Genomic DNA, 26765 nt, shown 5'->3' with positions numbered 1-26765 from the left:
CGTCGGGCCGTCACACGGCCTGCACATCGCATTCCTAGAGTCGCAGCCTTTCCCGACTTTTCCCCCCGGAGTGCCCCCCATGTCCCATCCAGATCGCCGCGGCTTTCTGCGCAGCCTCGGCCAGGCGGCCGGCGCCAGCGCGTTGCTCGCCAGCTTCCCGCCCGCCATCCAGCGCGCGCTGGCCATCCCCGCCAGCCAGCGCACCGGCACGCTGCACGACGTCGAGCACATCGTCATCCTGACGCAGGAGAACCGCTCGTTCGACCACTACTTCGGCACGCTGGCCGGCGTGCGCGGCTTTGCCGACCCGTTCCCGGTGCCGGTCATGGACCGCGCCGGCACGTTCGCCGGCAAGACGGTGTTCGTGCAGCCCAATGGCGGCGGCGTCAAGGTGCCGGGCCGGCCCGATTGGGGCGGCCAGCGCACGGCCATCGCGCCGTTCCACCTGAACACGCAGCAGGACTTCTCGGTCATGCGGGTCGCCGGCACGCCGCATTCGTGGGCCGACGCCCAGGCCGCCTGGGACCAGGGCCGCATGAACAACTGGCCGGCGGCCAAGCAGGCGCATTCGCTGGGCTACTTCCAGCAGGCCGACATTCCTTTCCAGTTCGCGCTGGCGCAGGCCTTTACGCTGTGTGACCACTACCACTGCGCCACGCAGACCGGCACCAACACCAACCGTCTGTTCCTGTGGAGCGGCGGCAACGACCCGCTCGCGCTGGGCGGCGGCCCGTCTACCGACAACAGCCGTGACTGGTTCAACGAGAACCCGGCCACCGACTACACCTGGACGACCTATCCCGAGCGTCTGCAGGCCGCCGGCATCAGCTGGCAGGTCTACCAGAACATGGACGACAACTTCACCGACAACTCGCTGGCGGGCTTTCGGCCGTTCCGGGACGCGTGGTACGGCCGCCCGGGCTTCTCCAGCGTGCTCAAGGCGCGGGGTGTCAGCACGCGTGACTTGGACCTGCTCAAGGCCGACGTCGTGGCCGGGCAGTTGCCGCAGGTGTCGTGGATCGTGGCCACGGCCGAGGGCTCGGAGCACCCCGGGCCGTCCAGCCCTGCGTCGGGTGCCGACTACACGGCCCGCGTGCTGGATGCGCTGACGGCCAACCCGGAGGTCTGGTCCAAGACCGTGCTGTTCATTAACTTCGACGAGAACGACGGCTTCTTCGACCACATGCCGCCGCCGGCCGCGCCGTCCTACGAGACTTACGACGCCGACCCCGCCAAGGCGGTGCTGGCCGGCGCCTCCACCGTGGACACGACGGGCGAATACCACCACGTGCTCAACGGCAGCGCCGCCACCTACCAGCACCGCAACTACGGCATGGGGCCGCGCGTGCCGATGTATGTCGTGTCGCCGTGGAGCAAGGGCGGCTGGGTGAACTCGCAGGTGCATGACCACACCTCCGTCATCCGCTTCATCGAGGCGCGCTTCGGCGTGCAGGAGCCGCTCATCACGCCGTGGCGCCGCGCCGTCAGCGGCGACCTGGTGGGCTGCTTCGACTTCGCCCGCCCCGAGGACAGTGCCTTCCTGCAGCACCTGCCGGCCACCGCGGCGCTGCGCGCCCGCGCGCTGACGCTGCCCGGCACCAAGACACCCGTGACGCCCACCACGCTGGCCGCGCCGGTGCAGGAAGCCGGCCTGCGCATGGCCCGTGCGCTGCCGTACGAACTGCAGGTGCAGGCCCAGGCCGGCACGGCCGGCGTCACGCTGCGATTCGAGAACGGCGGCGAGGCCGGCGTGGTGTTCCACGTCTACAACCGGCTGACGCTGGACAAGCTGCCGCGCCGCTACACCGTCGAGGCCGGCAAGCAGCTGGACGGCCTATGGCCCGGTGCCGCCGGCGCGGCCTATGACCTGTGGGTGCTGGGGCCGAACGGCTTCCATCGGCACTTCACGGGCAACCTGCCCAAGGCTGGTGTCGCCCAGGCCCAGCCTGGCGTGCGCGTGAGCGCCGATCGCGTGTACCTGGAGCTCGTGCTGGAACTGCGCAACGACGGCAGCAAGCCCTGCACCTTCGTGCTGCAGACGCATCGCTACGCCGCCGTGCCGGACCGCAGCTGGATCGCCGCCGCAGGCAGTGTGCAGACGGTGCGCATCGCTGTGGACCGCGAGCATCGCTGGTACGACCACAGCCTCAAGGTCACCGAGGTGGCCGGCTTCGGCGTGCGTCTGTCGGGCCACCTCGAGAACGGCGAACCCTCGGTCAGCGACCCGGCCATGCACGGCCCGGCCGTGCTGGACCAGACCCGTCCCTGAACCTCATTCCTCACAAGGCATTTCCATGATCAAGCATTTCACTGGCCTGGCGCTGCTGGCCCTCACGCTCGGCGCGCAGGCGCAAGCCACGCTCGGCAGCAACCTCGTCGTCAACGGCGACGCCGAGAGCGGCGTCGCCGGCTGGTCGGGCTTCGACGGCTACTCGATGTTCCAGTCGGTCAACTACGGCAGCAACTGGGTGCTGCCGACGCAGCCGGGCCCCGTGGACCGCGGCAGCAAGATGTTTGCGGGCCTCGCATCGCAGGCGGCCGGGTTCCAGACCGTGTCGCTGGGCGCGCTGGCGGGCCAGTCCCTGCACTACGAACTGAGCGGCTACCTGGGCGGCTGGGCGGCGCAGGGCGACAACGCCGTGTTCTACGTGTCCTTCCTCGACGGGCTGGGCAACGAGATCGGCGGCGCCGCGCTCGGCCCCGTCACGCCGGCGGACCGGGGCGACCAGACCGGGCTGTTCCTGCGTACCGCCTCGGGCGCGCTGCCCGCCCAGACGACCTCGCTGATGTTCTCGCTGTCGATGGAGCGGCTGGGCGGCGGCGACAACGACGGCTATGCCGACAACCTGTCGTTCGTCGTCAGCAGCGTGCCCGAAGGCAGCACGCTGGCCTATGCGCTCGCCGGCCTGAGCCTGCTGGCGGGCGTGGCGGCGCGCCGCCGCCAGCGCTGAGGCGCGGCGCGTGGCGATGCTCGGCCTTGGGCCCCGGCGTCGTGGTCGAGCGTCACCCGCGCTTGTATGCTGGCGGCCCCTGGACCTCTTCCTGACCTGCACCGATGCGCGCCGCCCTCAGCATTCTTGCCCTTGTCATCGTCGCGGCCATCGTGCTGTCCCTCGTCAAGAAGCAGGCCACGGCGCTGAAGCCGCCGCCGGCTGCCGGTGCATCGGCCGTGCGGGCCGCGCTGCCGCAACCACAGGCCGTGGACCAGCAGGTGCAGCAAAGCGTGGACGACGCGGCCCGGCGCGCGGCAGAAGCGGCCTCGGCGGCGACGAACTGAGGCCGCGATCGGCCGAGATTGGCCAGGAGCGCTTCGTCACGCTGCGGCCTGGCTGGGGTGTTCGCACGGCCTGCCAGCGCCGGCCTTGGCGGGCTTGAGTCCTACAGCGTCCGCCGCTGCCGGCCGACCGGCGCGGCGGCCCGCGGGCGTGACGATGCGGCCATCGGCGACAAGGAGATGCGCATGGTCATCCTCAAACCTCTCGTGGCCCTCGTGGCGACCTCGGCACTGGCCGTCAAGCTGGTGCAGCACCTTCATCGCGCGCGGCAACAGCGCCATGCGCACACCGAGCAGAGCCGGCACCGCGACGACGTGCATCGCTGGGAAGGCGAGGGCGGCAACCTGCCGCCGCGGCCGCAACGCTGACCGGCCCGGGGCGAGCGGCGATCAGCCGGCCGGGGCCACGGCCTGGGCCAGCGCCCGCACGCTCAGCGGGGCCGAACCTTCGGCCTTGTTGGAGATGGTGACGAAGGCGTCCTGGCCCGCACCCGCCGTGCCGCGGATGATGCGCGCCAGTTCGCCGCGCGTGTCGGGATCGGGGTCCAGCATCTCGCTGAACTCGCCGTACTTGCTTTCGGCCGCTTCGTAGCCATAGGCGCCGTGCAAGCGGTTGAGGTTCCAGCGCACCACCAGCGGGCCCGGCCACAGCGCACGCAGCAGCGGCAGTTGCTCGGCCAGCGGCGGCAGCTTGGGATGCAGGCCCACGCAGTAGCGAGCGCCGGTGTCGCGCAGCAGCGCTGCGAGGTCGGGCGTCAGCCACGCGGCGTCGCGCACCTCCACCGCCAGCACACCCGTCGCCGGCCGGGGCAGAGCGAGCAGCATGGCGTGCAGCAGGTCGAACTGTTGCGTCATGTCGGCCAGCCGCCCACCGGGCAGCGGGCTGAGCTGGAACACCAGCGCACCCAGCGTGGCGCCGAGGCCCTCGTAGGCCGGCTCGATGAAGCTCTGCAGCGCGGTGGCGGCATCCAGGAACAAGGGGTTGGGCTGCTGGCCGCGACCGTCGTCGCTGCGCAGCAGCGCATCCGTCACCAGGCTGGGCGCCTTGACCGTGAAGCGAAAGCCCTGTGGCACCTGCTCGGCATGCCGCTGGAACTCGCTGGCAGCCAGCGGGCGGTAGAAGCCGCGGTCTATGCCCACGGCGCGCAGCAGCGGGTGGGCGGCGTAGGCGGGCAGCCCGTTCTTGGACAGCGCGGACTCGCTGTGCCGACCCGCCCACACCAGGCCTTCCCAGCCCGGGTAGCTCCAGGTCGACGTGCCCAGATGGATGTGCGGCGACAGCCGCGCGGCCAGCGCCACATCCTCGGGCAAGGCCGGCGCGGCGCCGATGCCGCGTGTGCGCTTTTGCGGCGCGCCGCCGAACAGCTCGTCCTGCATGCGGCTCAGAGGGTGAGAGGGAATCCGGCGTGCCCGAAAGGGCGCTCGAAGCCGCCCCAATCGAGGCGCAAGGCACAGCCGTAGCTCGGGCTACGGCGAGCCTTTGCAACGACGAGTGAGGCGGTTTGGAGCGTCAAGGCGGGCATGCTGGATTTGCTCTCACCCTCTCAGGCGCGGATCTCGACACCGGCCTGCGTCAACGCGGCCTGGATGGCGCGCGCGAACGCCAGCGCGTGCGGGCCGTCGCCGTGCAGGCAGATCGTGTCGGCCTGCAGCGGCACGGTCTCGCCCGTCACGGCCACGACGACGCCTTCGCCCACCATGCGCAGCGTGCGTGCGACGGCCTCGTCCACATGCTCCACAAACGCGCCGGGCTGGCTGCGCGGCACGAGGCTGCCGTCGGCGCGGTAGCCCCGGTCGGCGAAGACCTCCGACACGGCGCGCAGGCCGGCCCGGTCGGCCGCGCGCAGCAGCTCGCTGCCGGCTAGTCCGTACAGCGCGAGCGACGGGTTCACGTCCAGCACCGCGGCGGCGATCGCGTCGGCGAGTGCGGGGTCCCGGGCGGCCTGGTTGTAGAGCGCGCCATGCGGCTTGACGTGATGCAGCCGCCCGCCCGCGGCACGCACGAGCGCGTCCAGCGCACCGATCTGGTAGATCAGGTCGGCGCGCACGTCTGCCGGGTCCAGCTGCATTTCGGTGCGGCCGAAGTTGTCCCGGTCCGGATAGCTGGGGTGGGCGCCGATGGCGACACCGCTCTGCAGTGCGGCGGTGACGGTGGCCTGCATCAGCCGGGCGTCTCCCGCATGCCAGCCGCAGGCGATGTTGGCGGCGCTCACCAGTGCCAGCAGCGCCGCATCGTCGGCAGCGCCTTCGCCGAGGTCGGCGTTCAAGTCCACATGCAGGGTCACAGCCCGCTCCTCATCTGATCCAGCAGCAGGCGTTGCGCGCGCCAGGCGGCAACGGCCTCATCGGGTGTGCAGCGCACGAAGCGCAGCCTGGCGCCCAGTCGCAGCTGACCGAGCTTCCACAAGTCCGCCCGGATGACGACGGCGATGCGCGGGTAGCCGCCGGTCGTTTGCGCATCGGCCAGCAGCACGATGGGCTGGCCCGACGGCGGCACCTGCACGACGCCCGGCAGCACGCCGTGCGAGGCCAGCTCGCCACCGCGCACACGCGCCAGCGCGGGGCCCGCCAGGCGGTAGCCCATGCGGTTGCTCTGCGGCGTGACGGTCCAGTCCGTGGCGTCGAGGGCGGCGATCGCGTCGGCGTTGAAGTCGCCGTGCTCCGGGCCGGGCAGCACGCGCACGCTGGCGTCCCAGGGCGGCGGGCGCATGCCCACGCGGCGCGCCTCGCGGCCGAGGGGCGGCACATCGCGCAGCGGCAGGTGGTCGCCCTTGCGCAGCGCGCGGCCGGCCAACCCGCCGAAGCCGGCCTTCAGGTCGGTGCTGCAGGACCCCAGCACGGCGGGTACGGCGATGCCGCCGCGCACGGCCACGTAGCTGCGCATGCGCTCGCGTGGCGCGCCCAGCCGGAGCGTCTGGCCAGCGCGCACTGCCGCGCGCCACCAGGGGCGCAGCGGCTGGCCGTCGAGCATGGCGTCGGCATCGCTGCCGGTGATGGCGATGCAGGCGTCGCGGTGAAAGCGCAGCGTGGCCCCGTCGAGCGTGAATTCGAGCGCCGCCGCGTCGGCCGGGTTGCCGACGAGCAGATTGCCCGCGCGCAGCGCCAGGTCGTCCAGCGCGCCGCACAGGCTCAGGCCCCGGTCGCGCCAGCCGGTTCGCCCCAGGTCTTGCACGGTCGCGAGCGGCCCGGCCCGCAGCAGCTCGATCATGCGGCCACCGCCACGAAACGCACCCGGTCGCCCGGCGACAGCGCCGTGGGCGGCTGGGCGTTGGCGTCGAACAGCGCCACCGACGTGCGCCCGATCAACTGCCACCCCCCGGGCGAGGCCAGCGGGTAGATGCCGGTCTGCGCGCCGCCGATGCCCACGCTGCCGGCCGGCACCGACACGCGCGGCTCGGCGCGGCGCGGCGTGTGCAGCGTGTCGTCCAGCCCGCCGAGGTAGGCAAAACCCGGCTGGAAGCCGAGGAAGTAGACGTCGTACGCCGCCGCGGTGTGGCGGCGCACGACCTCGTCGGGCGTGAGCCCGCAATGGCGGGCGACGTTGGCGAGGTCGGGGCCGTCGTAGACGACCGGGATCTCCACCCGCCGGCCGGCGCGCGCGCGCCGCAGCGGCCGGGCCCAGGCCGCCTGCGCGGCGCCCTCCAGCGTGGCGGCCTCGGTGAGCAAAGGGTCGAACACCAGCGTCAGGTTGTTCATGCCGGGGATCACCGCCTGCACGCCCGGCGCGCCGCGCAGCGCGTCGGCCAGCTGCCAGATGTGCTGCTGCAGTGCCAGCGACACCGGCGGCGCCAGCGTGCAGCACAGCGCGGCTTCGCCGAGGGGGTGGACGGACAACTCGCTCATGGCCAAAGCATGCCATGGCACCGGCGGCGTCCCGGGCGGCAGGGCGCAGTCGCCTAAACTCCTGCCCCCATGACCGAGCCCCTTTTCACGCCCGCCGACGAGTACGCCATGCGGCTCGCGCTGGACCAGGCCCACAACGCGTGGCTGGTGGGCGAGGTGCCGGTGGGTGCCGTCATCACGCGCGGCGGTCAGGTGGTGGCCACCGGCTACAACCGCCCGATCACGACACACGACCCCACCGCACATGCGGAGATCGTGGCGCTGCGCCACGCGGCGACGCTGCTGGAGAACTACCGGCTGCCCGAGTGCGAACTGTTCGTCACGCTGGAGCCCTGCGCGATGTGCGCGATGGCGTTGATGCATGCGCGGTTCAAGCGCGTCGTCTTCGCCGCGACGGACCCGAAGACGGGGGGCGCCGGCTCGGTCATCGACCTGTTCGGCCACCCGCAGCTTAACCACCACACGCGCATCGAGCGGGGACTGATGGCCGATGCCTCGGCCCAGCTGCTGCGCGACTTCTTCGCCGAACGCCGCGAGGCCGCCCGTGCGCGCCGCGCCGAGCGCCAGGGACTGATCCCCACCGGCGAGGCCACGCATCTCGACGACAACCCATGACCACGCTCACCCTGTTTTCCCCCTCCGGCGCGGTGCCCAAGGCCGACGCGATCAAGCGCGCCACGCGCCGCCTGACGAAGCTGGGCTTCGACGTGAGCGTCGACGCCGATGCGTTGTCGCGGCAGCAGCGCTTTGCCGGTGACGACGCCGCGCGGCTGGCCGCGCTGCACCGCGTGGCCGATGCGGCGCCGTCCGTCGCGCTGGCCACGCGCGGTGGCTACGGCCTGACGCGGCTGCTGGACCAGATCGACTGGGCCCGCATCGCCGCCAGCGTCGAGAGCGGCACGCGCTGGGTGGGGTACAGCGACCTGACGGCGCTTCAGAACGGCTTCATCGCGCGGCACAAAGGCCTGGCGATGTGGTCCGGCCCGATGGCCAACGACGACTTCGGCCGCAGCGACGCCGACGGCGGCGTGGACGAGGTCACGCGTGACTGCTTCGTCGAGGCGATGAGCGGTGCGCTGGAGGCGGTCGGGTTTCGCGAGTCGACGAAGGCCTTGGACGGCGCGTTCGATGGGCTGGAGGCGCGCGGCCGGCTGTGGGGCGGCAACCTGACGGTGCTGTGCTCGCTGCTCGGCACGCCGCACTGGCCCAAGATCAAGGGCGGCATCCTGTTCCTCGAGGACGTCAACGAACACCCCTACCGGGTCGAGCGCATGTTGCTGCAGCTGCAGCAGGCCGGTGTCATCGACAACCAGGCCGCCGTGCTGCTGGGCGACTTCAGCGGCGCGGCGCGCACGCCCAACGACCGCGGCTACGGCCTGAAGGACGCCGTGGCCGCGCTGCGCGCGCGCACCAAGACGCCGGTGCTGACCGGGCTGCCGTTCGGTCACGTGCGCACCAAGGTGTGCCTGCCCGTCGGTGGCACCGTGGAGTTGTACGTGCAGGGGCGCGAGGCCATCCTGGGCTGGCAGTCAGACCCTCGCCTGGCGCACGCGGCCCACGAGGCGGGTGAGGCCTGCGGGCCGGACTGCGGCCACGACCATCACCACGGCCACCACCACGACCACTGACGGCCCTGCGGGTTTTCCTTGTCGCCGGGCCCTGGGGCGTGGTGGCGGGACTTCCCCTGACGAGACCGTTTGCGGATCTATGATGCCGCCCCTCGCCTCGGCCCTTGCCGGGGCGTCGCGTTTTTGGGGGCGTCGGCTTGGGTGCAATTCGTGTCGGGTTCATGGCGGGGCTGGGCGTCGCGGCGCTTTTGTTGCTCGCCGCCTGCGACAACAGTCCCCACCCGCATGGCGCAGAGCGTGAGAACACGCTGTTCATGGCGTTCTCGGAGCGCTCGCCGCGCTTCCTGGACCCCACCTCCGCGTACACCGCGCCCGAGAGCACCTACGTCTACGAGATCACCGAGCCGCCCTACGGCTACCACCCGCTCAAGCGGCCGTACACGCTGATCCCGCGCGCCGCGCAGGCGCTGGCCCAGCCGTACTTCCTCGACGCGCAGGGGCGCCGCCTGCCTGACGACGCGCCGGACGACCAGGTGGCCGAGGCGGTCTACGACATCCCCATTCGCCCGGGGCTGAAGTGGTCACCGCACCCGGCCTTCGCGGTGGACGCGCAGGGCCGCTACCTCTATCACCACCTGAAGCCCGGCGAACTGGGTGAGCGGCGCAGCCCGTTCGAGTTCGCGCAGCTCGGCACGCGCGAGGTTGTGGCCGAAGACTTCGTCTATGCGCTCAAGCGTCACGCCAGCCCCAGGCTGGATGCGCCACTGGCGGCCGTGTTCTCGGAGCATGTCATCGGGCTCAAGGACTACATGGCGCTGCTCAAGCGCGAGAACCGGCAACTGCTGGCCGGCCTGCCCGAGAACCTGGCCGACAAGCCCTTCCTGGACCTGCGCCGCTGGCCGCTGGCCGGCGCGGTGGCCGTCAACGACCACTTGCTGCGCATCCGGCTCAAGGGGCGCTACCCGCAGTGGCAGTACTGGCTGGCGACCACCTTCACATCGGCCATCCCCTGGGAGGTGGACGCGTTCTACGCGCAGCCCGGCATGGCCGCCCAGTCGCTCACCTGGAACCAGTGGCCCGTCGGCAGCGGCCCGTTCATGATGACCGAGTACGTGCAGGACCGCCGGCACGTGATGAGCCGCAACCCGAACTACCGCCCCGACACCTACCCCTGCGAGGGCAGCCCCGGTGACGCGCAGGCTGGCCTGCTGGACGACTGCGGCAAGCGCATCCCGTTCGTCGACAAGGTGGTGGCCATCAACGTCAAGGAGCGCGTGCCCATCAAGGAGCTGTTCAAGCAGGGCTACCTGGACCTGCCCGAGATGGACCGGGCGGACTGGGGTGTGACCCTGGGTGTGGACCGCGACGATTCCGATGCCGTGCGGGACTTCTACGCGGAGCGGGGCTTTCGCCTGCCGATGATGGTGGACATCACCAATTGGTACCTGGGCTTCAACTGGCTGGACCCGGTGGTGGGCCAGGGCGACACGCCGGAGCAGCAGCAGCGCAACCGGGCTTTGCGCCAGGCCATCGCCATCGCCATCGACTGGGAGGAGGGTTATGGCCGCATCTTCCGCGAGAAGGGGGGCGACGCGGCGCACGGCATCATCCCGCCGGGCGTGTTCGGGTCTCGCGAGGGGCAGCCCGGCGAGTTCAACCCGGTCACGCACCGGCTCGTCAACGGCCGCATCGAGCGCCGGCCGCTGGCCGATGCGCAGGCGCTGATGGTGCAGGCGGGCTACCCCGGCGGCCGCGATGCCCGCACCGGCCGGCCGCTGGTGCTGAACTACGACTTCCAGCGGGTCGTCACGCCGGAGCTGAAGGCCGAGAACGACTGGCTGGTGCGCCAGTTCGCGAAGTTGGGCATCCAGCTCGACATCCGTGCCACCGACTTCAACCAGTTCCAGGAAAAGATCCGCCAGGGCCGGCACCAGATCTTCTGGTGGGGCTGGTTCGCCGACTATCCGGACGCCGAGAACTTCCTGTTCCTGCTCTATGGGCCCAACGCCAAGAGCCTGCACGAGGGCGAGAACGTGGCCAACTACGCGAACCCCGAGTTCGACCGGCTGTTCCGCGAACTGCAGTCGCTGGAAGATGGCCCACGCAAGGCCGCCGTCATGGCCCGCATGAACGACATCGTGCGGCAGGACGCGCCCTGGGCCTGGGGCTTCTGGAGCTATTCGGGCCTGGCCTTCCAGCACTGGGTGCACAACGGCAAGCCCGGCGTGGTCGTGCGTGACCGTGCGCGCTACCTGCGTGTCGATGCGCAGGAGCGGGCCAGCCGCATCGCCGAATGGAACCGGCCGGTCTGGTGGCCGCTGGCGGCGCTGGCGCTGGGCGGGCTGGCCATCGGCATTGCCACGCGGCGCGCCTGGGCGCGGCGCGAGACGGCCACGGCGCTGGGGAAGGGCGCCTGATGCTGCGCTTCGTGCTGCGTCGCCTGGCTTACGGCCTGGCCGTGCTGGTGGGCGTGAACCTGTTCACCTTCATGCTGTTCTTCTCGGTCAACACGCCCGACGACATGGCCCGCCTCAACATCGGCGGCAAACGCGTGACGCAGGCGCAGATCGAGGCCTGGAAGACCGAGCGTGGCTACGACAAGCCGCTGTACTTTGACGCCGGCCGTGAGGGCGCTGAGCGCTTCACGCACACCATCCTGTGGGAGCGTTCGGTCAGCCTGTTCGCCCTGGACTTCGGCCGCAGCGATGCGCGCCAGGCCATCAACATCGGGCACGAGGTGAAGGTGCGCATGGGCGTGAGCCTGCGTCTGGCGCTGCCGCTGTTCCTGCTGCAGGTCATCGCCAGCGTGGCGTTCTCGCTGCTGCTGGTGTTCTTCCGGCACACGCGCATCGACTTCTGGGGCGTGGTGCTGTGCGTGCTGATGCTCTCCATCAGCAGCCTGTTCTACATCATCGTGGGGCAGTACCTGTTCGCGCGGGTGTTCCGGCTGGTGCCGATGAACGGCTTCGCGCCGGGGCTGGACGCGCTGCGCTTCCTCGCGCTGCCCATCCTGTTGTCGCTGCTGTCGCGCCTGGGCGGCGAGGCGCGGCTGTACCGCGCGATGTTCCTGGAGGAAATGGGCAAGGACTATGTGCGCACCGCGCGTGCCAAGGGTCTGAGCGAGGGGCGTGTCCTCGGGCGCCATGTGCTGCGCAATGCGCTCATCCCCATCATCACGAGCGCGGGCGGCTACCTGCCCTATGTCTTCCTGGGCAGCCTGGTGTTCGAGAGCTTCTTCGGCATCCCGGGTCTCGGCGCCTTCGTCATCGAGGCCATCACGGGCCAGGACTTCGCCATCGTGCGCACGATGGTCTTCCTCGGTGCGCTGCTGTATGTGGCCAGCAACGCGCTGATCGACATCGCCTACACATGGGTGGACCCCCGGGTGAGGCTGGCATGACGGAGCGGCCATGAAGCTCGTGCTGTTGTGGACCGATGTGGCGCTGTGGCTGATGGTGGTGGCCGCAGCCGGCTACGCCTGGCGGGTGAGGGCGCTGGCCCATCTGCGCACGACCTGGCGGCGCGTGCTGCGCGACCCGGTGGCGGCGAGCGCCGGGGTGGTGATGGCGTTGTTCCTGCTCGTCACGCTGGCCGACAGCGTCCATCTGCGCCGCGCGCTCGAGGCGGCCGGCGAGCCGGCGGCCTATGACACGCACACGCTGTCCGCGCTGGACCTGCTGCTGGCGCGGCAGATCGCCATGCGCGAGGTGAGCTACTCGGTGCCGCTGGGCACGCATGGCTTCAGCAAGGAGAGCCTCTTGGATGCGCAGGGCCAGGCGCGGCGCGATTACCCGCGCCTGGCCTTCGGCGGCGCCCATCTGGCGGACCCGGCCACGCAATGGTGGGGCGACGTGGCCCGCCGTACGGCAGCGGGGCTGGCGGCAGGCGTGGTGATCACGGGGCTGCTTGCCGCGCTGGCGGTGGCCGCGCTGGCCCGGCACCACCAGGGTTGGCGGCGCGCGCTGGCCGACCTCGCCGCCGACCGCACGGACTATCCGCTGCGCGCCGTGCTGATCACGCTCGGCGTGGTGCTGTTGCTGGCGGGGCCCGTCATCGCGCTGGCGCCGCACTACCACGTGCTCGGCACGGACCGCACCGGCAACGACGTGCTGGTGCTGGCGCTGAAGAGCGTGCGCACGGCCTTCGTCATCGGCGCGCTGTCCACGCTCGCCACGCTGCCGGTGGCGCTGCTGCTGGGCGTGCTGGCCGGCTATTACAAGGGTTGGGTGGACGACATCATCCAGTACCTCTACACGACGCTCAGCGCCGTGCCCAACGTGTTGCTGATCGCGGCCTGCGTGCTGATGGTGCAGGTCTATTTCGACAAGAACGCCGAACTCTTCGAGACCGCGGCCGAGCGGGCCGACCTGAAGATGCTGGTGCTGTGCCTCATCCTCGGCTTGACCGGCTGGGCCGGCCTGTGCCGCCTGGTGCGGGCCGAGACGCTGAAGCTGCGTGAGCTCGACTATGTGCAGGCCGCCACCGCGTTCGGCGTCGGCGACCTGCGCATCATGGCGCGGCACATCCTGCCCAACGTGATGCACCTCGTGCTGATCACGGTGGTGTTGAGTTTCTCGGAACTCATCCTGTACGAGGCGGTGCTGACCTATGTCGGCGTCGGTGTGGACCCGTCGACCAGCAGTTTCGGCAGCATGATCAACCTGGCGCGCGCCGAGATGTCGCGCGACCCGGTGGTGTGGTGGAGCTTTGCGGCCGCGTTTGCCAGCATGGTGAGCCTGGTGCTGGCCGCCAACCTGTTCGCCGACGGGGTGCGGGATGCCTTCGACCCCAAGGCGCGCTCGGCGCGGCCACGCGTGTTCCAGCGGCGCGGAGGCGGCGATGCTTGAGATCGACGACCTGCGTGTGCAGCTCGACGCCGATGCCGGCCTCGTGCGCGCCATCGACGGCATGCACCTGACGCTGTCGCGCGGCGAGACCTTCGCGCTGGTCGGCGAGAGCGGCTGCGGCAAGAGCATGACGGCGCTCGCCTTGATGCGCCTGTTGCCCGAGAGTGGCCATGTGGCCGGCGGCGCCGTGCGACTGGACGGCCAGGACCTGCTCGCGCTGCCCGAGCGCCGCATGCGCGCGGTGCGCGGTGGCCGGGTGTCGATGATCTTCCAGGAGCCGTCGACCAGCCTGAACCCTGTCATGCGCGTCGGCGACCAGATCGTCGAGGTCATCGAGGCGCATACCGCCTTGCGCGGTGCCGCCGCCCGCGCCAAGGCCGTTGAGTGGCTGGCGCGCGTGGGCATCCCCGAGCCGGCGCGGCGCGTCGACGACTACCCGTTCCGGCTCTCGGGCGGGCAGAAGCAGCGCGTGATGATTGCCATCGCGCTGGCGGCCGAGCCTGACTACCTCATCGCCGACGAGCCGACGACGGCGCTGGACGTGACCATCCAGGCGCAGATCCTCGACCTCATCCGCGACCTGCAGCGCGAGCGCCAGCTCGGCGTGCTGCTGATCACGCATGACCTGGCCGTCGTCAGCGGCATGGCCCACCGCGTGGCGCTGATGTATGCCGGGCAGATCGTCGAGGTCGCGCCGGCCGCCGCGTTCTTCGCCGCGCCACGGCACCCTTATGCGCGGCTGCTGCTGCAGGCGCTGCCCGATGCCGGCCGCCGCGGCGAGCCCCTTGCGGCCATCGGCGGCACGGTGCCACCCCTGTGGCAGGACTTTTCCGGCTGCCGCTTTGCGCCGCGTTGCGACAAGGCCATGACGCACTGTGCCGGCACGCACCCGGAGCTGACACCGCAAGGCCCCGAGCACCAGGTGCGCTGCCTGATCTACAGCCAGCCCGGCGACGCGCTGCCGCGAGCCGCCGTCCAGGCCAGGCCCGCACAACCGGCGCCGGCAACGGCCGGTGCGCCGCTGCTCGACGTCCGCGACCTGCGTGTGCGCTTCGCGCTGAAGGCGGCGTTGCTGCACCGGGGGCTGCGCCACTTCGACGCGGTGGACGGCGTCAGCTTCCAGCTGCACGCCGGGCGCACGCTGGCGCTGGTGGGCGAATCGGGCTGCGGCAAGACGACCTCGGGCAAGGCCATCGTCCAGTTGCTGCGGCGCCAGGCGCGCATCAGCGGGCAGGCGCTGTTCGACGGGCAGGATTTGTTCGCCCTGCGCGGCGAGCCACTCGTGCAGGCGCGGCGCGGCCTCCAGATCATCTTCCAGGACCCGTTCGCGTCGCTGAACCCGCGCATGCGCGTGGCCGATGCGTTGGAAGAAGGCCTGATCGCGTTGCGCCCTGATCTGGATGCCACCGCGCGCCGCGCCCGCCTGCTGGAGCTGGTGGAACAGGTCGGCTTGCGGCGCGATGCCTTGCAGCGCTGGCCGCACGAGTTCTCCGGCGGGCAGCGCCAGCGCATCGCCATCGCCCGTGCGCTGGCGGTCGAGCCTCGCCTCATCGTCTGCGACGAGCCGACGTCGGCGCTGGACGTGTCGGTCCAGGCGCAGATCCTGAACCTGCTGCGCGAGCTGCAGCGCGAGCGCGGGCTGGCTTACCTTTTCATCACGCACAACATCGGCGTCGTCGAATACATCGCCGACGACATCGCCGTCATGCAACGCGGCCGCCTCGTCGAGCACGGCGCCTGCGCGGACGTGCTCGGCCAGCCGCGTGAAGCCTATACAAGGGACTTGCTCGCGGCGGTGCCGCGACTGCTTGTCACATAACGCTGTGTCAGCGTCGTACGGCGACAACGGCTAGGGTTTGCCTCTAGCGCTGGGTTGTCAGGGAAAACCGTTTGTAAATCAACGGCTTGCGATCGATGTTCGAGGCGGTAGGGGCATCTACCGTACGTCGGCTTTGTTGCAGCCGCACAAACTCCTCGCCGCCCTCAGCCCGGGCCTATCGCTCGGGGCAGGGATCGGCCCCATCCCGGCCGCCCCGCCATGCATCGCGGCGGACCTACCTCTCCAAATAGGAGTTTCAATGTTCAAGAAGACCACCGTCACGAGTGCGATCCTGGCGCTCGCCGCGTCCAGCGCCTTGGCTCAGCAGACGGAGACCCAGAAACTGGAGCGCATCGAAGTCACGGGCTCCAGCATCAAAAGGGCGTCCTCAGAAACCTCGCTGCCGATCTCGACGATCAGCAAGGCGGACATCGCGCGCACCGGCGCCACCACCGTTCAGGACCTGGTGTATTTGCTGCCGTCGAGCTTCGGCGGCAATGTGGTGGCCAACAACGTGGGCGCCACGGGTGGTGCTTCCACGGCCAACCTGCGCGCGTTGGGTCCCAAGTACACGCTGGTGTTGCTGAATGGCCGGCGCATCGCCAACTTTGCGTTCGGCAACAACCCGGTCGATCTGAACTCGATTCCCTTGGCGGCTGTCGAGCGTGTGGAGGTGCTGCGGGACGGTGCCTCGGCCATTTATGGTGCCGACGCTGTTGCTGGCGTTATCAACTTCATCCTGAAAAGGGATTACCAAGGTGCCGAAGTCTCTGCTGCCGAATACAAGGCGGACAACGGAGGCGGGGCTTCGCATAACCTGAGCGCCGTTCTCGGTTATGGGGACCTCGACAAGGATCGATTCAATGTGATGTTGACCGCCAGCTACGAAGGCGTCGACCCATTGAAGGCAAGTCAGCGCAGTTTTGCGAGCACGGCGGTTCGGCCTGATCTGGGCATCAACAAGTCGTCGCCACGCAACGGCATCCCGAACCTGAATTTCAGCGACACGCTCGGCAACAGCTATACCTCGGTCAATCCGTTGGCGTACAACGGCTGCGTTTCGCCGGCTTTCGCGTTGGTGCAGCGCTCGGCTGCGGGAACTTGCGGCACGGACTATGTCAAGTTCATCGACCTGATTCCGCAGCAAAGGCGCGACAACGTCTCTGCGCGGGCTGTATTCCAGCTGGACGCCGACAACCAGATCATCGCGGAGGCGATGCACAACGCCGATCGCCAGCAGTCTTTCTACTCGCCGGCACCGTACACGCTGCTGATGCGCTACCCGGCCGCTGGTCGTTTCTATCCCAAGTCGATCACGATCCCCAAGGGCGTCACGCTGCCCGCCGGCTACAAGTTCGCGGACGGGACCGTCCTGACCAGCCCGACCGTTCTGGCCAACGATGTGACGGTGACGCCCACCGGTTCCATCACCGGGAACTGGCGGACCGTCGCGGGGGGCGGTCGCTCGGACATCACGCAGACCCAAACGGACCGCGCGCTGGTGGGAGCCAAGGGCTTGCTCGCTGGCTGGGACTATGACTGGGCGCTGACCTTTTCCCGCAACAAGGGGCAGATTTATTTCGGGTCGGGGCAATTCAGCTATACCGGCCTTACGCCGCTGGTCGCGAAAGGGGACATCAACGTCTTCGGGGCGCAAGATGCCACCAGCCAGGCCGCGCTGGACAGTGCGCAGCTGACGGGGCAACTGCAGCAGACTGCCGAGTCCAAGGCCACCGAGCTGGATTTCCACATGTCCCGCGAAATCTACAAGATGGCGTACGGGGAGCTGAGCGTGGCCGTGGGTTGGAACTTCCGCAAGGAGACCATTGAGCAAATCTCGATGCCGGTGTTGGCCAGTGGCGACGTGGTGGGCGGCAACGGGCCCGTGCCGGGTGTTGCCAGCGGCCGCAAGGTTGCGGGCCTCGTCGGTGAGTTGATCGTGCCCGTCTACAAGGATCTCGAGCTGAACCTGGCGGGGCGGTACGACAAGTACAAGAACGACTTTGGGACCAGCTTCGACAAGTTCAGCCCCAAGGCGAGCTTGCGTTACCAGCCGATGAAGGAGCTGGTACTGCGTGGCTCCGTCGCCAGTGGCTTCCGCGCGCCGACGCTGTATGAAAACCTCCGTCCGCTGACCACGGGCAACAACACCTCGGCGAACTGGAGCGATCCGATCCGTTGCCCGGGCGGCGTCAAACTCCCGGATGCCGTTGCTGTCAACCCAGTCGATGAAATCCAGAGTGAGTGCGATGTGCAACTCAACTCAGCGACGTCAGGTGACAGGAATCTGCGTCCTGAGAAATCCAAGCAGTTCTCGCTCGGTGCGGCGTTCTCGCCTATCCAGGAGCTGACGATGGGCGTCGACTACTGGAATGTGCGGATCACCGATCCCATCGTCGCAAAGTCTGAAATCCAGGTGCTGAGCGATCCGGAGAAATACAAGAACTACATCTATCGATACGACCCCGAGGCATTCCCAGACGGCTGGGTTGACGACGGCAAGCAGACCGGCGCCAAGCAGGGAAGTACTGACCCCAGATTCCCGATTGCCTATGTCTACCTCCCCCAGGAGAACACGGCGAAGACGTATGCCTCCGGTCTCGACTTCAGCCTGTCGTCGCGGGCGAAATTTTCTGGACTGGGATCGTTCGGCGTCAACCTGGACGGCACGCTGTTCCTGACCCATGGCTACCAGTACACGGGGCTGGGCAAGACCAGCGATCTCGGCAAGTTCAAGGATTTCGGCGCCATCCCGCGCTGGCGTCATGCGCTGACGTTCCTCTGGGGCAACAGCATGTTCGACGCTTCGCTGACTCATAACTACACAAAGGGTTATGAGGACTACACCGACCCGACGGCGGTGGACGGCACGACCTATCCCGCAGTGCGCAAGGTGTCGGCCTACGTGACCTGGGATGGTCAAGCCACCGTCCGACCCACCAGTTCGTTGTCGCTGGTCTTCGGCGTCAAAAACCTGCTGGACAAGGAGCCGCCGTCGTCGCGCAACTCGCTGTATTTCCAGATGGGCTACGACCCGACGTACACCAATCCCATCGGTCGTCAGTTCTATGGCCGCATCAACTACAAGTTCTTCTGAATCAGGGTTGATGTAGCGCTAACGTTCAGCTGCACTGCAGGGTGCAACTGAACGTTTCGCAGCAAACTTTGCGATGAGGCTGCGTTCGTTGCACGGGTTAGCCCCAAGAAATGGTCGTCCGGCCCACCGCTAAGATGCCGCTGCGGCCAATTTCGGCCGGCGGTGTGGTTCTACCGCACCGCGTTCGTGGCGATGAAATGCGTGCCCGACGGCTTTGGCCACCGGGCGTTTTTTTTGGCCAGAACGGGTATGGAGGGGCTCTCTGCGTTGGGTATGTGCATGACGTTCGGGAGCGCTCTCCTGACCGTTCTAGAATGCACCCCCTTCGGGAACTGGTTGGACGGCTGGAGCGCAACTTCCGCTGTTTCGTAGCTGCCACTCCCCAGGAGTCATCGACTGTGATTTGTAGTTGCAAGAAGGAGCGCGCATGAATTTTGCGCAGGAGAAGCAGGGCGCATCCCGGTTCACGGGAATCGGCATCGTGGCCCTGATCCACGTCGTCGCCATTTATGCGCTCGCCAGCGGTCTGGCCCGCGACATCGTGAAGAAGGTCAGCGGCCCGATCGATGTGAAGGTGATCGAAGAGAAGGTCAAGCCGCCGCCGCCGCCTGAGAAGGTCGTCCCGCCCCCGCCGGACCTGAAGGCCCCGCCGCCGCCGTTCGTGCCGCCGCCTGAGTTCCAGGTCACGGCGCCGGCGCCCCCAGCTCCCGCCATCCAGTCCACACAGGTGGCACCGCCCGCTCAGGCTGAGATCCGTCCGGCACCGGCGCCAGCGCCTGTCGCCGCGCCGACGCCCAAGCCGGCTCGTGTCACGGCAGCCATGGTCTGCACCAAGCGTGGTACGCCGGAAATGCCGTCCGTCAACTGGTCCGGCGAAGCGCTGTTCAAGGTGGTTGCGACCGTCAAGAGCGGCCGCGTGACCTCCGCTGAAATCACGTCACTGCGTGGTGGTGTTGACCGCAAGGCGCTTCGTGCCATGACGCAGGCAATCGACGCCACGCTGCGCGACACCTATGAATGCCCGGGCGACCACGTGTTCGAGCAAGAGTTCCAGTTCAAGATCGACTAAGACAACGACCTTGAACTCGCGCCGACCCGGCGCATCCAGAACGCATCAAACCAGAATCTTTCCCTAGGAGTTGACTCCATGATTTCTCGCATCACCGGCTTCCTTGCCGCTATCGCCATGGCCGCGACCCTGGCCGTCTCGCCTGCCCACGCGCAAGACCAGAAGCCGGCCGACGTTGCTTCGGCTCCCGCAGTCGAAGCCGCCCCGCTTGACGCTGCCGCAGCCCCCGCTCCGGCCGCTTCCAAGCCGGTCGACAACCCCTACAGCCTGGGCAACATCATTGCCCACGGCAACGTGGTCGACCAGGTCGTGCTGGTGATCCTGGCCATCATGTCCATGGGTTCGTGGTACATCCTGGTGGTCCGTCTGTGGGACACCGCCAAGCTGTCCTCGGAAGCCAAGGAAGTTCGCGCCACCTTCTTCAAGAAGGCCAACCTGAACGACGGCGTGCGCAGCCTGAAGGAGGAAAGCGCCTTCCGCTACATCGCCACGGCTGCCATCGAAGCGTCGGAGCACCATGAAGGCGCCCTGACCGAGAACATCGACCACAGCACCTGGGTGACGATGAACGTCGACCGCGCTGTCGCCGACGTCAACAGCAAGATCTCCGCTGGCCTGGGCTTCCTGGCTACCGTCGGTTCGACCTCGCCTTTCATCGGCCTGTTCGGTACCGTGTGGGGCATTCTGAACGCGCTGACCGCCATCGGCCAAGCCGGCCAGGCTTCGATCGACAAGGTGGCCGGCCCCGTGGGCGCCGCGCTGATCATGACCGCCATCGGTCTGGTCGTCGCCGTGCCGGCCGTGCTGGGCTACAACTGGCTGGTCAACCGCAACAAGAGCGTCATGAGCCAGGTCCGTTCGTTCGCCGGCGACCTGCACGGCGTGCTGATGGGCAACCGCGCTGTTGCCAAGCGCTAATCCCTGAGCTGCCGCTCGTAAAGGAGCCAATGCCATGGGCATGAACGTCGGATCCTCTTCCGGCGAGGACGAAGTCAACTCGGCCATCAACACCACGCCCCTCGTGGACGTGATGTTGGTGATGCTGATCATCTTCCTCATCACCGTGCCGGTGGTGACGCAGACGATCGCCGTGAATCTCCCTAAGGAGACCAACGTCGTTCGCGTCACGAAGCCGGAAAACATCGAAATCTCGGTCAGCAAGGACGGCGACGTCTACTGGGGTACCAAGCTGATTCCCGACATGGAGGAGCTCGTGCAGCGCCTCGGCAAGGAATCGGTCAAGAACCCGCAGCCCGAGGTGCATATCCGCGGCGACGACAAGACGCGTTATGAGTCGGTCGGCCGTGTGATCTTCGCCAGCCAGCGTGCGGGCATCATGCGGGTCAACTTCGTCACCGAGCCGCCGGCTCGTGGCGGCTGATCCCAGGAGTCAAGCATGGGAATGAATGTTGGAAGTTCGTCGGGCAGCGGTGAACCCGAAGTCCTGATGGACGTCAATACGACGCCGCTGATCGACGTGATGCTGGTGCTGCTCGTGATGCTGATCATCACGATCCCGATCCAGCTGCACACGGTCAACCTGGACATGCCGCCGCCGAACCCGAACTCGGTGCCGCCGCAAGACCCGGTGGTGCACACCGTCCTGATCGACTTTGACGGCACGATCTACTGGGACGAAGCCGCGCTGCCGAACGTCGACGCGGTGAACGCCAAGATGCAGGAAGTCGGGGTGATGCCTATCAGCGATCAGCCCGAGATCCACATCAAGCCGAACAAGCTGGTCGACTATGGCGTCGTGGCTGCGGTGATGGCTTCGGCCCAGCGCAACAACGTCAAGAAGATGGGCATGGTCGGCAACGAGCAGTACGTCAAGTGACGTCCGTGCTGGCCAGCTGACGCCGGTATATTGATGCGCGCTGCCCGAAAGGGCGGCGCGTTTTTGCTTTGCAGGAGAGCAAGTTGAAGACTTTGAAAACCGTGGTGGCTGTGGCCGTTGGCGTTCTGGCGCTGTCCTTGAATGGCGCACCGGGCGCTGAGTTCGGCCTGAGCCAGGCACAGGCTCAGGAGACGGTGCGCAAGGAAGTGGGCACGCCCCTGAGTGAGGCGAGCAAGCTGGTCAAGGCCGGCAAGTACAAGGAAGCGCTGGCCAAGCTGCGCGATGCGGAAGCCGTCGGCGGCCGCACGGCCGGCGAGAACAATGCGATCGAGGGCGTGCGCTTCTCGGCGGCCATGGGTGCCGGCGATGCCGACACGATGGCGCGCTCGTTCGATGTGCTGAAGTCCAAGCTGGGCGGACCGCAGCAGCTGCAATACATGGAAGCCATCGCGGGCACCTATCTGCGCGCTGGCAGCGCGGCCAAGACGCTGGAATGGGCGGGCAAATACTTCGCGGCCGGCGGCACCAGCCCCGCTGTCAAGCAGATGCAGCAGCAAGCCCAGTTCAAGTCGGGCGACATGACGGCCGTGTTGAAGGACACGCTGGCCGAAGTGCAGGCCGATGAGAAGGCAGGCCGCGTTCCCAGCCAGGACAAGCTGAACCTGGTGCTCTACGCCGCCCAGAAGAAGGGTGACGGCGCGACCGAGGCCTATGCCGTCGAGAAGCTGCTGAACCACTATCCGCGCAAGGAACTGTGGGCCCAGGTGGTGGGTAGCCTGCAGAGCAAGAAGGGCTTCGCGCCGCGCTTCGGGCTCGACGTCTATCGCCTGCAACTGGCCACCGGCAACTTGCGTGGTGCCGACGACTACATGGAAATGGCCCAGCTGGCTGCGCAGGCCGGCTACCCGGACGAAGGCAAGAAGATCGTCGAGCAAGGTCTGGCCGCCAACGTGCTGGGCCAGGGCGCCGAGGGCGCTCGCCACAAGCGCCTGCTGGACCTGATGGTCAAGAAGTCGGCCGAGGCCAAGGCTGATGCGGTCAATGCCGAGAAGTCGGCGGCGGCGGCCAAGACCGGCGACGAACTCGTCAAGTTGGGCCTGTCGCGCGTGTTTGCTGGCGACAAGGCCGGCGGCCTGAAGCTCGTCGAGGACGGCATTGCCAAGGGCAACTTCACACGTGCCGACGACGTCAAGCTCTACCAGGGCCTGGCTTACTACAACGCGGGTGAAACCAGCAAGGCGCAAGCCGCCTGGCGCGCCGTCAAGGGCACCGACGGCTCCGCCGATCTGGCCCGTCTGTGGCTGGTCCAGTCGCGCACCAAGCGCTGATCGGTGCCGTGGGCGGCTGCCGCCGCTCACGCGATGCTCAGCATGCCAAAGGCCCTTCGCGGGCCTTTTTTCATGGGCGGCCGGGCTGTGGTGCCGTCACTTCGGTGCGAGGCGGATGGCGCCGTCCAGGCGGATGACTTCGCCGTTGAGCATTTCGTTCGTGATGATCTGATGGACGAGCTTGGCGTAGTCCTGCGGCGTGCCCAGCCGGCTCGGGAATGGCACGCCGGCGGCCAGTGCGTCCTGCACCTCCTGCGGCATGCCGAACAGCATGGGCGTGCCGAAGATGCCCGGCGCGATGGTCATGTTGCGAATGCCGTTGCGAGCCAGGTCGCGCGCAATGGGCAGCGTCATGCCGACGATGCCGCCCTTGGAGGCCGCATAGGCCGCCTGGCCGATCTGGCCGTCGTAGGCGGCGATGGAGGCGGTGGAGATCAGCACGCCGCGCTCGCCGGTGGACTCGGCCTCGTTGCGGGCCATCGCCTCGGCGGCCAGGCGAATCATGTTGAACGTGCCGATCAGGTTGACCGTGATGGTCTTCGTGAAGCTGGCCAGCGGGTGAGCGCCGTCCTTGCCGACGGTCTTGGTGGCTGGCGCGATGCCGGCGCAGTTGACGAGACCGACGAGCTTGCCGAGCGCCGTGGCCGCCGCGATGGCCTGCCGGCCGTCGTCTTCCTGGCTGACATCGCAGCGCACGAAGACGCCGCCCAGCTCATGCGCGAGCTGCGCGCCGCGCTCGGCTTGCAGGTCGGCGATGACGACCTTGGCGCCATGGCCGGCCAGCATGCGGGCCGTGCCTTCCCCGAGGCCCGAGGCGCCGCCGGTGACGATGAACACCTTGCCTGCGATTTCCATGCTGAGGAACTCCTGCGTTGATTGACGTGAACGTCAATTGTGGCCGACAAAAAAGCCGCAGGGCTGGCGCGCTGCGGCTGGTTTGGTTGAGCAGTGGATCAGCTGCTCAGTGCGGCCAGGGCGTTGCGGGTGATCTCGTCCACCGAGCCCACGCCGGCGATGCGGCGGTACTTCGGCGCGCTGGCGTCGCCGGTGGCGGCCCATTGCGAGTAGTAGTCCACCAGCGGGCGGGTCTGCGCGGAGTACACGTCGAGCCTCTTCTTGACGGTCTCTTCCTTGTCGTCGTCGCGCTGCACGAGGTCTTCGCCGGTGACGTCGTCCTTGCCGTCCACCTTGGGCGGGTTGAACTTGACGTGGTAGGTGCGGCCCGATGCCGGGTGCGAGCGGCGGCCGCTCATGCGCTCGATGATGGCGTCAAAGGGCACGTCGATCTCGAGCACGTAGTCGAGCTTGACGCCGGCCGCCTTCATCGCGTCGGCTTGCGGAATGGTGCGGGGGAAACCGTCGAACAGGAAGCCGCCCGCGCAGTCTGCCTGGGCGATACGCTCCTTCACCAGCGCGATGATCAGGTCATCGCTGACCAGGGCACCGGCCTTCATGACGGCATCGGCCTGCAGGCCCAGGGGTGTGCCCGCCTTCACGGCGGCGCGCAGCATGTCGCCGGTGGAGATCTGCGGAATGCCGAATTGCTTGCAGATGAAGGCTGCCTGGGTGCCTTTGCCGGCGCCGGGGGCGCCCAGAAGAATCAGTCGCATGGGTCTCCTCGTAGTGTCGGGGGCGCCAGCGCGCGCCCGACTCGGTCAGCGCGCGAGTATCGCATGGGGTCTTTCAGTGGCCTGACGTGAGCGCCGGATTCAGCTCTGGATGAGATGACGCACGCGGGCCAGGTCTTCGGGGGTGTCGACGCCAGGGCCGGGCTTCTCCGGGCTGATGTGCACGGCGATGCGCTCGCCATGCCACAGCACGCGCAGCTGCTCGAGAGACTCGATCTGCTCCAGCGGGCTGACCGCCAGCGTCGGGAAGCGGCGCAGGAAGCCGGCACGGTAGGCATACAGGCCCACGTGGCGCAGCGCATGGTTGGGCTGGCCGCCGCCGTCGCGCCACCAGGCGATGGGTGCGCGCGAGAAGTACAGCGCCCGCCCCAGGCGGTCGGTGACGAGCTTCACGACGTTGGGATTCGCAAACTCCGCAGGATCGGTGAGCGCGTGGGCCACCGTCGCCATCACGCAGTCGGGCTGGGCGGCCAACGTGGTGGCGCAAGCGTCGATCATGGCGGGAGCGATCAGGGGCTCATCGCCCTGCACGTTGACGACCGTGGCGTCGTCCGGCAGGCCCAGCTGTTCGACGGCCTCTGCGAGGCGATCGCTGCCGGAAGGGTGGTCGGCGCGCGTCATCAGGGCCTGCACGCCGTGCGCAGCGCAGGCAGCGGCCACTTCGGTCGCGTCGGTGGCGACGACGATGCGCCCGGCGCCCGACAGCGCGGCGCGCTGCGCCACGCGCACGATCATCGGCAGGCCGGCGATGTCGGCCAGCGGCTTGTTGGGCAGGCGGGTCGAGGCGAGCCGCGCCGGGATGACGACGGTGAAGCTCACGGGGTCAGCTCGACCGGCGCGGTTGGCGCGTCCGGGTCCCAGGGGCGCGCCTCGCTCTCCAGCATCAGCGGAATGCCGTCACGTACAGGGAAGGCGAGCCGGTCTGCGCGGCAGGCGAGGGCAGGCAAGTCGGGCTCGGCGCCGCGCAGCAGCGTCAGCGGCCCCTTGCACAGCGGGCAGACCAGCATCTCGATCAGTCTTGGGTCCATCGGGAGGGAAACAGGCGTTGGAGTTGGGCATCCAGCGCGGCCTCGAAGGCGGCACCGGGATCAAAGTCTAGCGTCACGACCCAGACGGGCGTGGTGCCGGCGCGCTCCGGCGGCAGTTTGACGGCGTCCTTTTCGGTGAGGACGACGCCCGCAGCGTCGGCAGGCCAGGGCAGGGGGGTGAGGTCGGCATGGTCCGGCAGCGGCAGGGTGTCGGTGCGCAGGCCGCAGGCCGCGAGCATGTCGAAGAAGCGCTGCGGCCGCGCGATACCAGCCACTGCGAGCAGGCCCGGCCTGGCTCGCAGGGTATCGAGCACCTGCAGGTCCGCGGGTGCGCCGGCCCACCAGTCGGCCAGCGGCACGGCGCCGGCCAGGCGACGGGCGCCGACGAAGCCGTCCAGCGGCGTGCTGGCATGGGGGGCGTTGTAGACGACCAGCTCATGGGCCGTGGGCGTGGCGGGCGGCTGTCGGAGCGGGCCGGCCGGCAGCAGTCGGCCATTGCCCAGCCCACGCTCGTCGAACACCAGCAGGCTCAAGCGCCGCGGCAGCCGCCAGTGCTGCAGGCCGTCGTCGCTGACGAGCAGGTCGATGTCGGCATGAACGGCGAGCAGCGCTCGTGCGGCGGCGACTCGGTCTCGCCCCACGACGACGGGCACGCCGCTGCGCAGGTGGATGAGCAGCGGCTCGTCACCGGCGTCGCGTGCGGTGGAGTGCCGCGTGACATGGTGGACGCCGTCGCCGTCGCGGCCATAGCCGCGCGAGATGACGCCGACCTTGAGGCCGCGCGCCCGCAGCAGCGTCAGTAGGGCCAGTGTCGTGGGTGTCTTGCCGGCGCCGCCGACGATCCAGTTGCCGACGACGATGACCGGCACCGGCAGGGTCTCGGCGTGCTTGAGGCCCAGCCGATAGGCCAGCGTGCGCACGGCCAGCAGGCCGCGATACAGCCAGCTCAGCGGCAGCAGCGCGGCGGACAGCGGTCCGCCGGTGAGCCACTGCGCCTGCAGCCGATCAGTGAGCGTCGGCTTGCGCGGCGAAGGTGACACGGCTCAGGCCCACACGGCGCGCCGCGTCCATCACGTTGATGACGGCCTGGTGCGGTGTGGCAGCGTCGGCCGAGATGATGACCGACGTCTCGGCGTTGCCGCCCGAGGCCTGGCGCAGCGCGCCGATGAGGACGTCCACCGAGCGGCCTTCCACGGCCTGACGGTTGATCACGAAGCGGCCATCGGCGGCGATGCCGACGATGACTTCCTGCGGGCGGTCCTTGAGCTTGTCCGCGTCGGCCGACGGCAGCGTGATCTGCAGTTCGGTGAACTTGGAATACGTCGTCGACAGCATCAGGAAGATCAGGATCACCAACAGCACGTCGATGAAGGGGATCAGGTTGATCTCCGGCGGCTCGCGGTGCGGGGAGCGGAAGCGCATGGCTC

26 protein-coding genes are annotated in these 26765 nt (G+C 68.6%); 16 read left to right on the top strand and 10 right to left on the bottom strand.

Features of this window, described 5'->3' with window-relative positions; translation table 11 throughout:
* Positions 1 to 79 precede the first annotated feature (79 nt).
* From ACG00X_RS05065 to ACG00X_RS05050, 4 genes are all read left to right on the top strand, one after another.
* Complete coding sequence (locus ACG00X_RS05065; protein ID WP_394486913.1) at positions 80 to 2269, top strand: phosphocholine-specific phospholipase C; 2190 nt, start codon at positions 80 to 82, stop codon at positions 2267 to 2269.
* Between the two features lie 25 nt (positions 2270 to 2294).
* Positions 2295 to 2951, top strand: coding sequence for a hypothetical protein (locus tag ACG00X_RS05060; RefSeq protein ID WP_394486912.1), 657 nt, complete (start codon positions 2295 to 2297; stop codon positions 2949 to 2951).
* 104 nt (positions 2952 to 3055) lie between these two features.
* Entirely contained in the window at positions 3056 to 3277 is a 222-nt protein-coding gene (locus ACG00X_RS05055) for a hypothetical protein (RefSeq protein ID WP_394486911.1), read from the top strand.
* A gap of 183 nt (positions 3278 to 3460) precedes the next feature.
* Positions 3461 to 3643: a hypothetical protein gene (locus ACG00X_RS05050; RefSeq protein WP_394486910.1), complete on the top strand. Its 183-nt coding sequence runs from the start codon at positions 3461 to 3463 to the stop codon at positions 3641 to 3643.
* A 21-nt stretch (positions 3644 to 3664) separates the two neighbouring features.
* Here the strand turns inward: ACG00X_RS05050 and ACG00X_RS05045 are convergent, their stop codons facing one another.
* From ACG00X_RS05045 to pxpB, 4 genes are all read right to left on the bottom strand, one after another.
* Complete coding sequence (locus ACG00X_RS05045) at positions 3665 to 4651, bottom strand: DUF72 domain-containing protein (RefSeq protein WP_394486909.1); 987 nt, start codon at positions 4649 to 4651, stop codon at positions 3665 to 3667.
* Between the two features lie 167 nt (positions 4652 to 4818).
* Positions 4819 to 5553 carry a 5-oxoprolinase subunit PxpA gene (gene pxpA, locus ACG00X_RS05040; protein WP_394487129.1) on the bottom strand — a complete coding sequence of 245 codons (735 nt, stop codon included), beginning with the start codon at positions 5551 to 5553 and terminating at the stop codon, positions 4819 to 4821.
* Between the two features lie 2 nt (positions 5554 to 5555).
* Positions 5556 to 6482: a 5-oxoprolinase subunit C family protein gene (locus tag ACG00X_RS05035; protein ID WP_394486907.1), complete on the bottom strand. Its 927-nt coding sequence runs from the start codon at positions 6480 to 6482 to the stop codon at positions 5556 to 5558.
* Positions 6479 to 7117 carry a 5-oxoprolinase subunit PxpB gene (gene pxpB, locus ACG00X_RS05030; RefSeq protein ID WP_394486906.1) on the bottom strand — a complete coding sequence of 213 codons (639 nt, stop codon included), beginning with the start codon at positions 7115 to 7117 and terminating at the stop codon, positions 6479 to 6481. The genes ACG00X_RS05035 and pxpB overlap by 4 nt, the downstream gene beginning before the upstream one ends.
* Positions 7118 to 7186: 69 nt before the next feature.
* On the opposite strand from pxpB, the gene tadA reads away from it, so the two are divergent.
* The 12 genes from tadA to ACG00X_RS04970 all read left to right on the top strand — a co-directional run bounded on the left by tadA (position 7187) and on the right by ACG00X_RS04970 (position 22682).
* The gene (gene tadA / locus ACG00X_RS05025; protein WP_394486905.1) at positions 7187 to 7732 is read left to right on the top strand and encodes a tRNA adenosine(34) deaminase TadA; all 546 of its coding nucleotides are present in this window, start codon (positions 7187 to 7189) and stop codon (positions 7730 to 7732) included.
* Positions 7729 to 8745 (top strand): LD-carboxypeptidase, encoded by a 1017-nt coding sequence (locus ACG00X_RS05020; protein WP_394486904.1) that lies wholly within the window; start codon positions 7729 to 7731, stop codon positions 8743 to 8745. The genes tadA and ACG00X_RS05020 overlap by 4 nt, the downstream gene beginning before the upstream one ends.
* A 161-nt stretch (positions 8746 to 8906) precedes the next feature.
* The gene (locus ACG00X_RS05015; RefSeq protein ID WP_394487128.1) at positions 8907 to 11102 is read left to right on the top strand and encodes an ABC transporter substrate-binding protein; all 2196 of its coding nucleotides are present in this window, start codon (positions 8907 to 8909) and stop codon (positions 11100 to 11102) included.
* Positions 11102 to 12085: an ABC transporter permease gene (locus tag ACG00X_RS05010; RefSeq protein WP_394486903.1), complete on the top strand. Its 984-nt coding sequence runs from the start codon at positions 11102 to 11104 to the stop codon at positions 12083 to 12085. Before ACG00X_RS05015 ends, ACG00X_RS05010 begins: the two co-directional genes overlap by 1 nt.
* A 10-nt stretch (positions 12086 to 12095) precedes the next feature.
* On the top strand, positions 12096 to 13532 hold the full coding sequence (locus tag ACG00X_RS05005) for an ABC transporter permease (protein ID WP_394486902.1): 1437 nt from the start codon (positions 12096 to 12098) through the stop codon (positions 13530 to 13532).
* On the top strand, positions 13525 to 15351 hold the full coding sequence (locus ACG00X_RS05000) for an ABC transporter ATP-binding protein (RefSeq protein WP_394486901.1): 1827 nt from the start codon (positions 13525 to 13527) through the stop codon (positions 15349 to 15351). Before ACG00X_RS05005 ends, ACG00X_RS05000 begins: the two co-directional genes overlap by 8 nt.
* Before the next feature lie 259 nt (positions 15352 to 15610).
* A complete protein-coding gene (locus ACG00X_RS04995; RefSeq protein WP_394486900.1) occupies positions 15611 to 18448 on the top strand; it encodes a TonB-dependent receptor plug domain-containing protein in 2838 nt (945 codons plus the stop codon).
* A 427-nt stretch (positions 18449 to 18875) separates the two neighbouring features.
* Positions 18876 to 19517, top strand: a complete 642-nt coding sequence (locus tag ACG00X_RS04990; protein WP_394486899.1) for an energy transducer TonB — start codon at positions 18876 to 18878, stop codon at positions 19515 to 19517.
* Positions 19518 to 19595: 78 nt separating this feature from the next.
* Entirely contained in the window at positions 19596 to 20435 is an 840-nt protein-coding gene (locus ACG00X_RS04985) for a MotA/TolQ/ExbB proton channel family protein (RefSeq protein ID WP_394486898.1), read from the top strand.
* A gap of 34 nt (positions 20436 to 20469) precedes the next feature.
* Positions 20470 to 20898, top strand: coding sequence for an ExbD/TolR family protein (locus tag ACG00X_RS04980; RefSeq protein ID WP_394486897.1), 429 nt, complete (start codon positions 20470 to 20472; stop codon positions 20896 to 20898).
* Between the two features lie 15 nt (positions 20899 to 20913).
* Positions 20914 to 21354 (top strand): ExbD/TolR family protein, encoded by a 441-nt coding sequence (locus tag ACG00X_RS04975; RefSeq protein ID WP_394486896.1) that lies wholly within the window; start codon positions 20914 to 20916, stop codon positions 21352 to 21354.
* A gap of 83 nt (positions 21355 to 21437) precedes the next feature.
* Positions 21438 to 22682: a hypothetical protein gene (locus ACG00X_RS04970; protein ID WP_394486895.1), complete on the top strand. Its 1245-nt coding sequence runs from the start codon at positions 21438 to 21440 to the stop codon at positions 22680 to 22682.
* 96 nt (positions 22683 to 22778) lie between these two features.
* On the opposite strand, the gene ACG00X_RS04965 is transcribed toward ACG00X_RS04970, so the two are convergent.
* From ACG00X_RS04965 to ACG00X_RS04940, 6 genes are all read right to left on the bottom strand, one after another.
* On the bottom strand, positions 22779 to 23537 hold the full coding sequence (locus tag ACG00X_RS04965; RefSeq protein ID WP_394486894.1) for a 3-hydroxyacyl-CoA dehydrogenase: 759 nt from the start codon (positions 23535 to 23537) through the stop codon (positions 22779 to 22781).
* Between the two features lie 98 nt (positions 23538 to 23635).
* Positions 23636 to 24292, bottom strand: a complete 657-nt coding sequence (adk, locus tag ACG00X_RS04960; RefSeq protein ID WP_394486893.1) for an adenylate kinase — start codon at positions 24290 to 24292, stop codon at positions 23636 to 23638.
* A 99-nt stretch (positions 24293 to 24391) separates the two neighbouring features.
* The gene (gene kdsB / locus ACG00X_RS04955; protein ID WP_394486891.1) at positions 24392 to 25129 is read right to left on the bottom strand and encodes a 3-deoxy-manno-octulosonate cytidylyltransferase; all 738 of its coding nucleotides are present in this window, start codon (positions 25127 to 25129) and stop codon (positions 24392 to 24394) included.
* Positions 25126 to 25338 (bottom strand): Trm112 family protein, encoded by a 213-nt coding sequence (locus ACG00X_RS04950; RefSeq protein ID WP_394486890.1) that lies wholly within the window; start codon positions 25336 to 25338, stop codon positions 25126 to 25128. The genes kdsB and ACG00X_RS04950 overlap by 4 nt, the downstream gene beginning before the upstream one ends.
* Positions 25323 to 26378 (bottom strand): tetraacyldisaccharide 4'-kinase, encoded by a 1056-nt coding sequence (gene lpxK / locus ACG00X_RS04945; protein WP_394486889.1) that lies wholly within the window; start codon positions 26376 to 26378, stop codon positions 25323 to 25325. Before lpxK ends, ACG00X_RS04950 begins: the two co-directional genes overlap by 16 nt.
* Positions 26344 to 26760 carry an ExbD/TolR family protein gene (locus ACG00X_RS04940; protein WP_394486888.1) on the bottom strand — a complete coding sequence of 139 codons (417 nt, stop codon included), beginning with the start codon at positions 26758 to 26760 and terminating at the stop codon, positions 26344 to 26346. Before ACG00X_RS04940 ends, lpxK begins: the two co-directional genes overlap by 35 nt.
* Between the last annotated feature and the right edge of the window lie 5 nt (positions 26761 to 26765).

Source organism: Pelomonas nitida, from assembly GCF_043555975.1.
Taxonomy (GTDB): domain Bacteria; phylum Pseudomonadota; class Gammaproteobacteria; order Burkholderiales; family Burkholderiaceae_C; genus Pelomonas; species Pelomonas nitida.
Note: the sequence above shows the minus strand (reverse complement) of the source record. Positions and strands in the feature narration are given on the sequence as shown.

Excerpts from the sequence above, each read along its gene's own strand:
- ACG00X_RS05065 (WP_394486913.1), top strand. The coding sequence starts at position 80 with ATGTCCCATCCAGATCGCCGCGGCTTTCTGCGCAGCCTCGGCCAGGCG.
- ACG00X_RS05060 (WP_394486912.1), top strand. The coding sequence starts at position 2,295 with ATGATCAAGCATTTCACTGGCCTGGCGCTGCTGGCCCTCACGCTCGGC.
- ACG00X_RS05055 (WP_394486911.1), top strand. The coding sequence starts at position 3,056 with ATGCGCGCCGCCCTCAGCATTCTTGCCCTTGTCATCGTCGCGGCCATC.
- ACG00X_RS05050 (WP_394486910.1), top strand. The coding sequence starts at position 3,461 with ATGGTCATCCTCAAACCTCTCGTGGCCCTCGTGGCGACCTCGGCACTG.
- ACG00X_RS05045 (WP_394486909.1), bottom strand. The coding sequence starts at position 4,651 with ATGCAGGACGAGCTGTTCGGCGGCGCGCCGCAAAAGCGCACACGCGGC.
- ACG00X_RS05035 (WP_394486907.1), bottom strand. The coding sequence starts at position 6,482 with ATGATCGAGCTGCTGCGGGCCGGGCCGCTCGCGACCGTGCAAGACCTG.
- pxpB (WP_394486906.1), bottom strand. The coding sequence starts at position 7,117 with ATGAGCGAGTTGTCCGTCCACCCCCTCGGCGAAGCCGCGCTGTGCTGC.
- tadA (WP_394486905.1), top strand. The coding sequence starts at position 7,187 with ATGACCGAGCCCCTTTTCACGCCCGCCGACGAGTACGCCATGCGGCTC.
- ACG00X_RS05020 (WP_394486904.1), top strand. The coding sequence starts at position 7,729 with ATGACCACGCTCACCCTGTTTTCCCCCTCCGGCGCGGTGCCCAAGGCC.
- ACG00X_RS05015 (WP_394487128.1), top strand. The coding sequence starts at position 8,907 with ATGGCGGGGCTGGGCGTCGCGGCGCTTTTGTTGCTCGCCGCCTGCGAC.
- ACG00X_RS05010 (WP_394486903.1), top strand. The coding sequence starts at position 11,102 with ATGCTGCGCTTCGTGCTGCGTCGCCTGGCTTACGGCCTGGCCGTGCTG.
- ACG00X_RS05005 (WP_394486902.1), top strand. The coding sequence starts at position 12,096 with ATGAAGCTCGTGCTGTTGTGGACCGATGTGGCGCTGTGGCTGATGGTG.
- ACG00X_RS05000 (WP_394486901.1), top strand. The coding sequence starts at position 13,525 with ATGCTTGAGATCGACGACCTGCGTGTGCAGCTCGACGCCGATGCCGGC.
- ACG00X_RS04995 (WP_394486900.1), top strand. The coding sequence starts at position 15,611 with ATGTTCAAGAAGACCACCGTCACGAGTGCGATCCTGGCGCTCGCCGCG.
- ACG00X_RS04990 (WP_394486899.1), top strand. The coding sequence starts at position 18,876 with ATGAATTTTGCGCAGGAGAAGCAGGGCGCATCCCGGTTCACGGGAATC.
- ACG00X_RS04985 (WP_394486898.1), top strand. The coding sequence starts at position 19,596 with ATGATTTCTCGCATCACCGGCTTCCTTGCCGCTATCGCCATGGCCGCG.
- ACG00X_RS04980 (WP_394486897.1), top strand. The coding sequence starts at position 20,470 with ATGGGCATGAACGTCGGATCCTCTTCCGGCGAGGACGAAGTCAACTCG.
- ACG00X_RS04975 (WP_394486896.1), top strand. The coding sequence starts at position 20,914 with ATGGGAATGAATGTTGGAAGTTCGTCGGGCAGCGGTGAACCCGAAGTC.
- ACG00X_RS04965 (WP_394486894.1), bottom strand. The coding sequence starts at position 23,537 with ATGGAAATCGCAGGCAAGGTGTTCATCGTCACCGGCGGCGCCTCGGGC.
- adk (WP_394486893.1), bottom strand. The coding sequence starts at position 24,292 with ATGCGACTGATTCTTCTGGGCGCCCCCGGCGCCGGCAAAGGCACCCAG.
- ACG00X_RS04950 (WP_394486890.1), bottom strand. The coding sequence starts at position 25,338 with ATGGACCCAAGACTGATCGAGATGCTGGTCTGCCCGCTGTGCAAGGGG.
- ACG00X_RS04940 (WP_394486888.1), bottom strand. The coding sequence starts at position 26,760 with ATGCGCTTCCGCTCCCCGCACCGCGAGCCGCCGGAGATCAACCTGATC.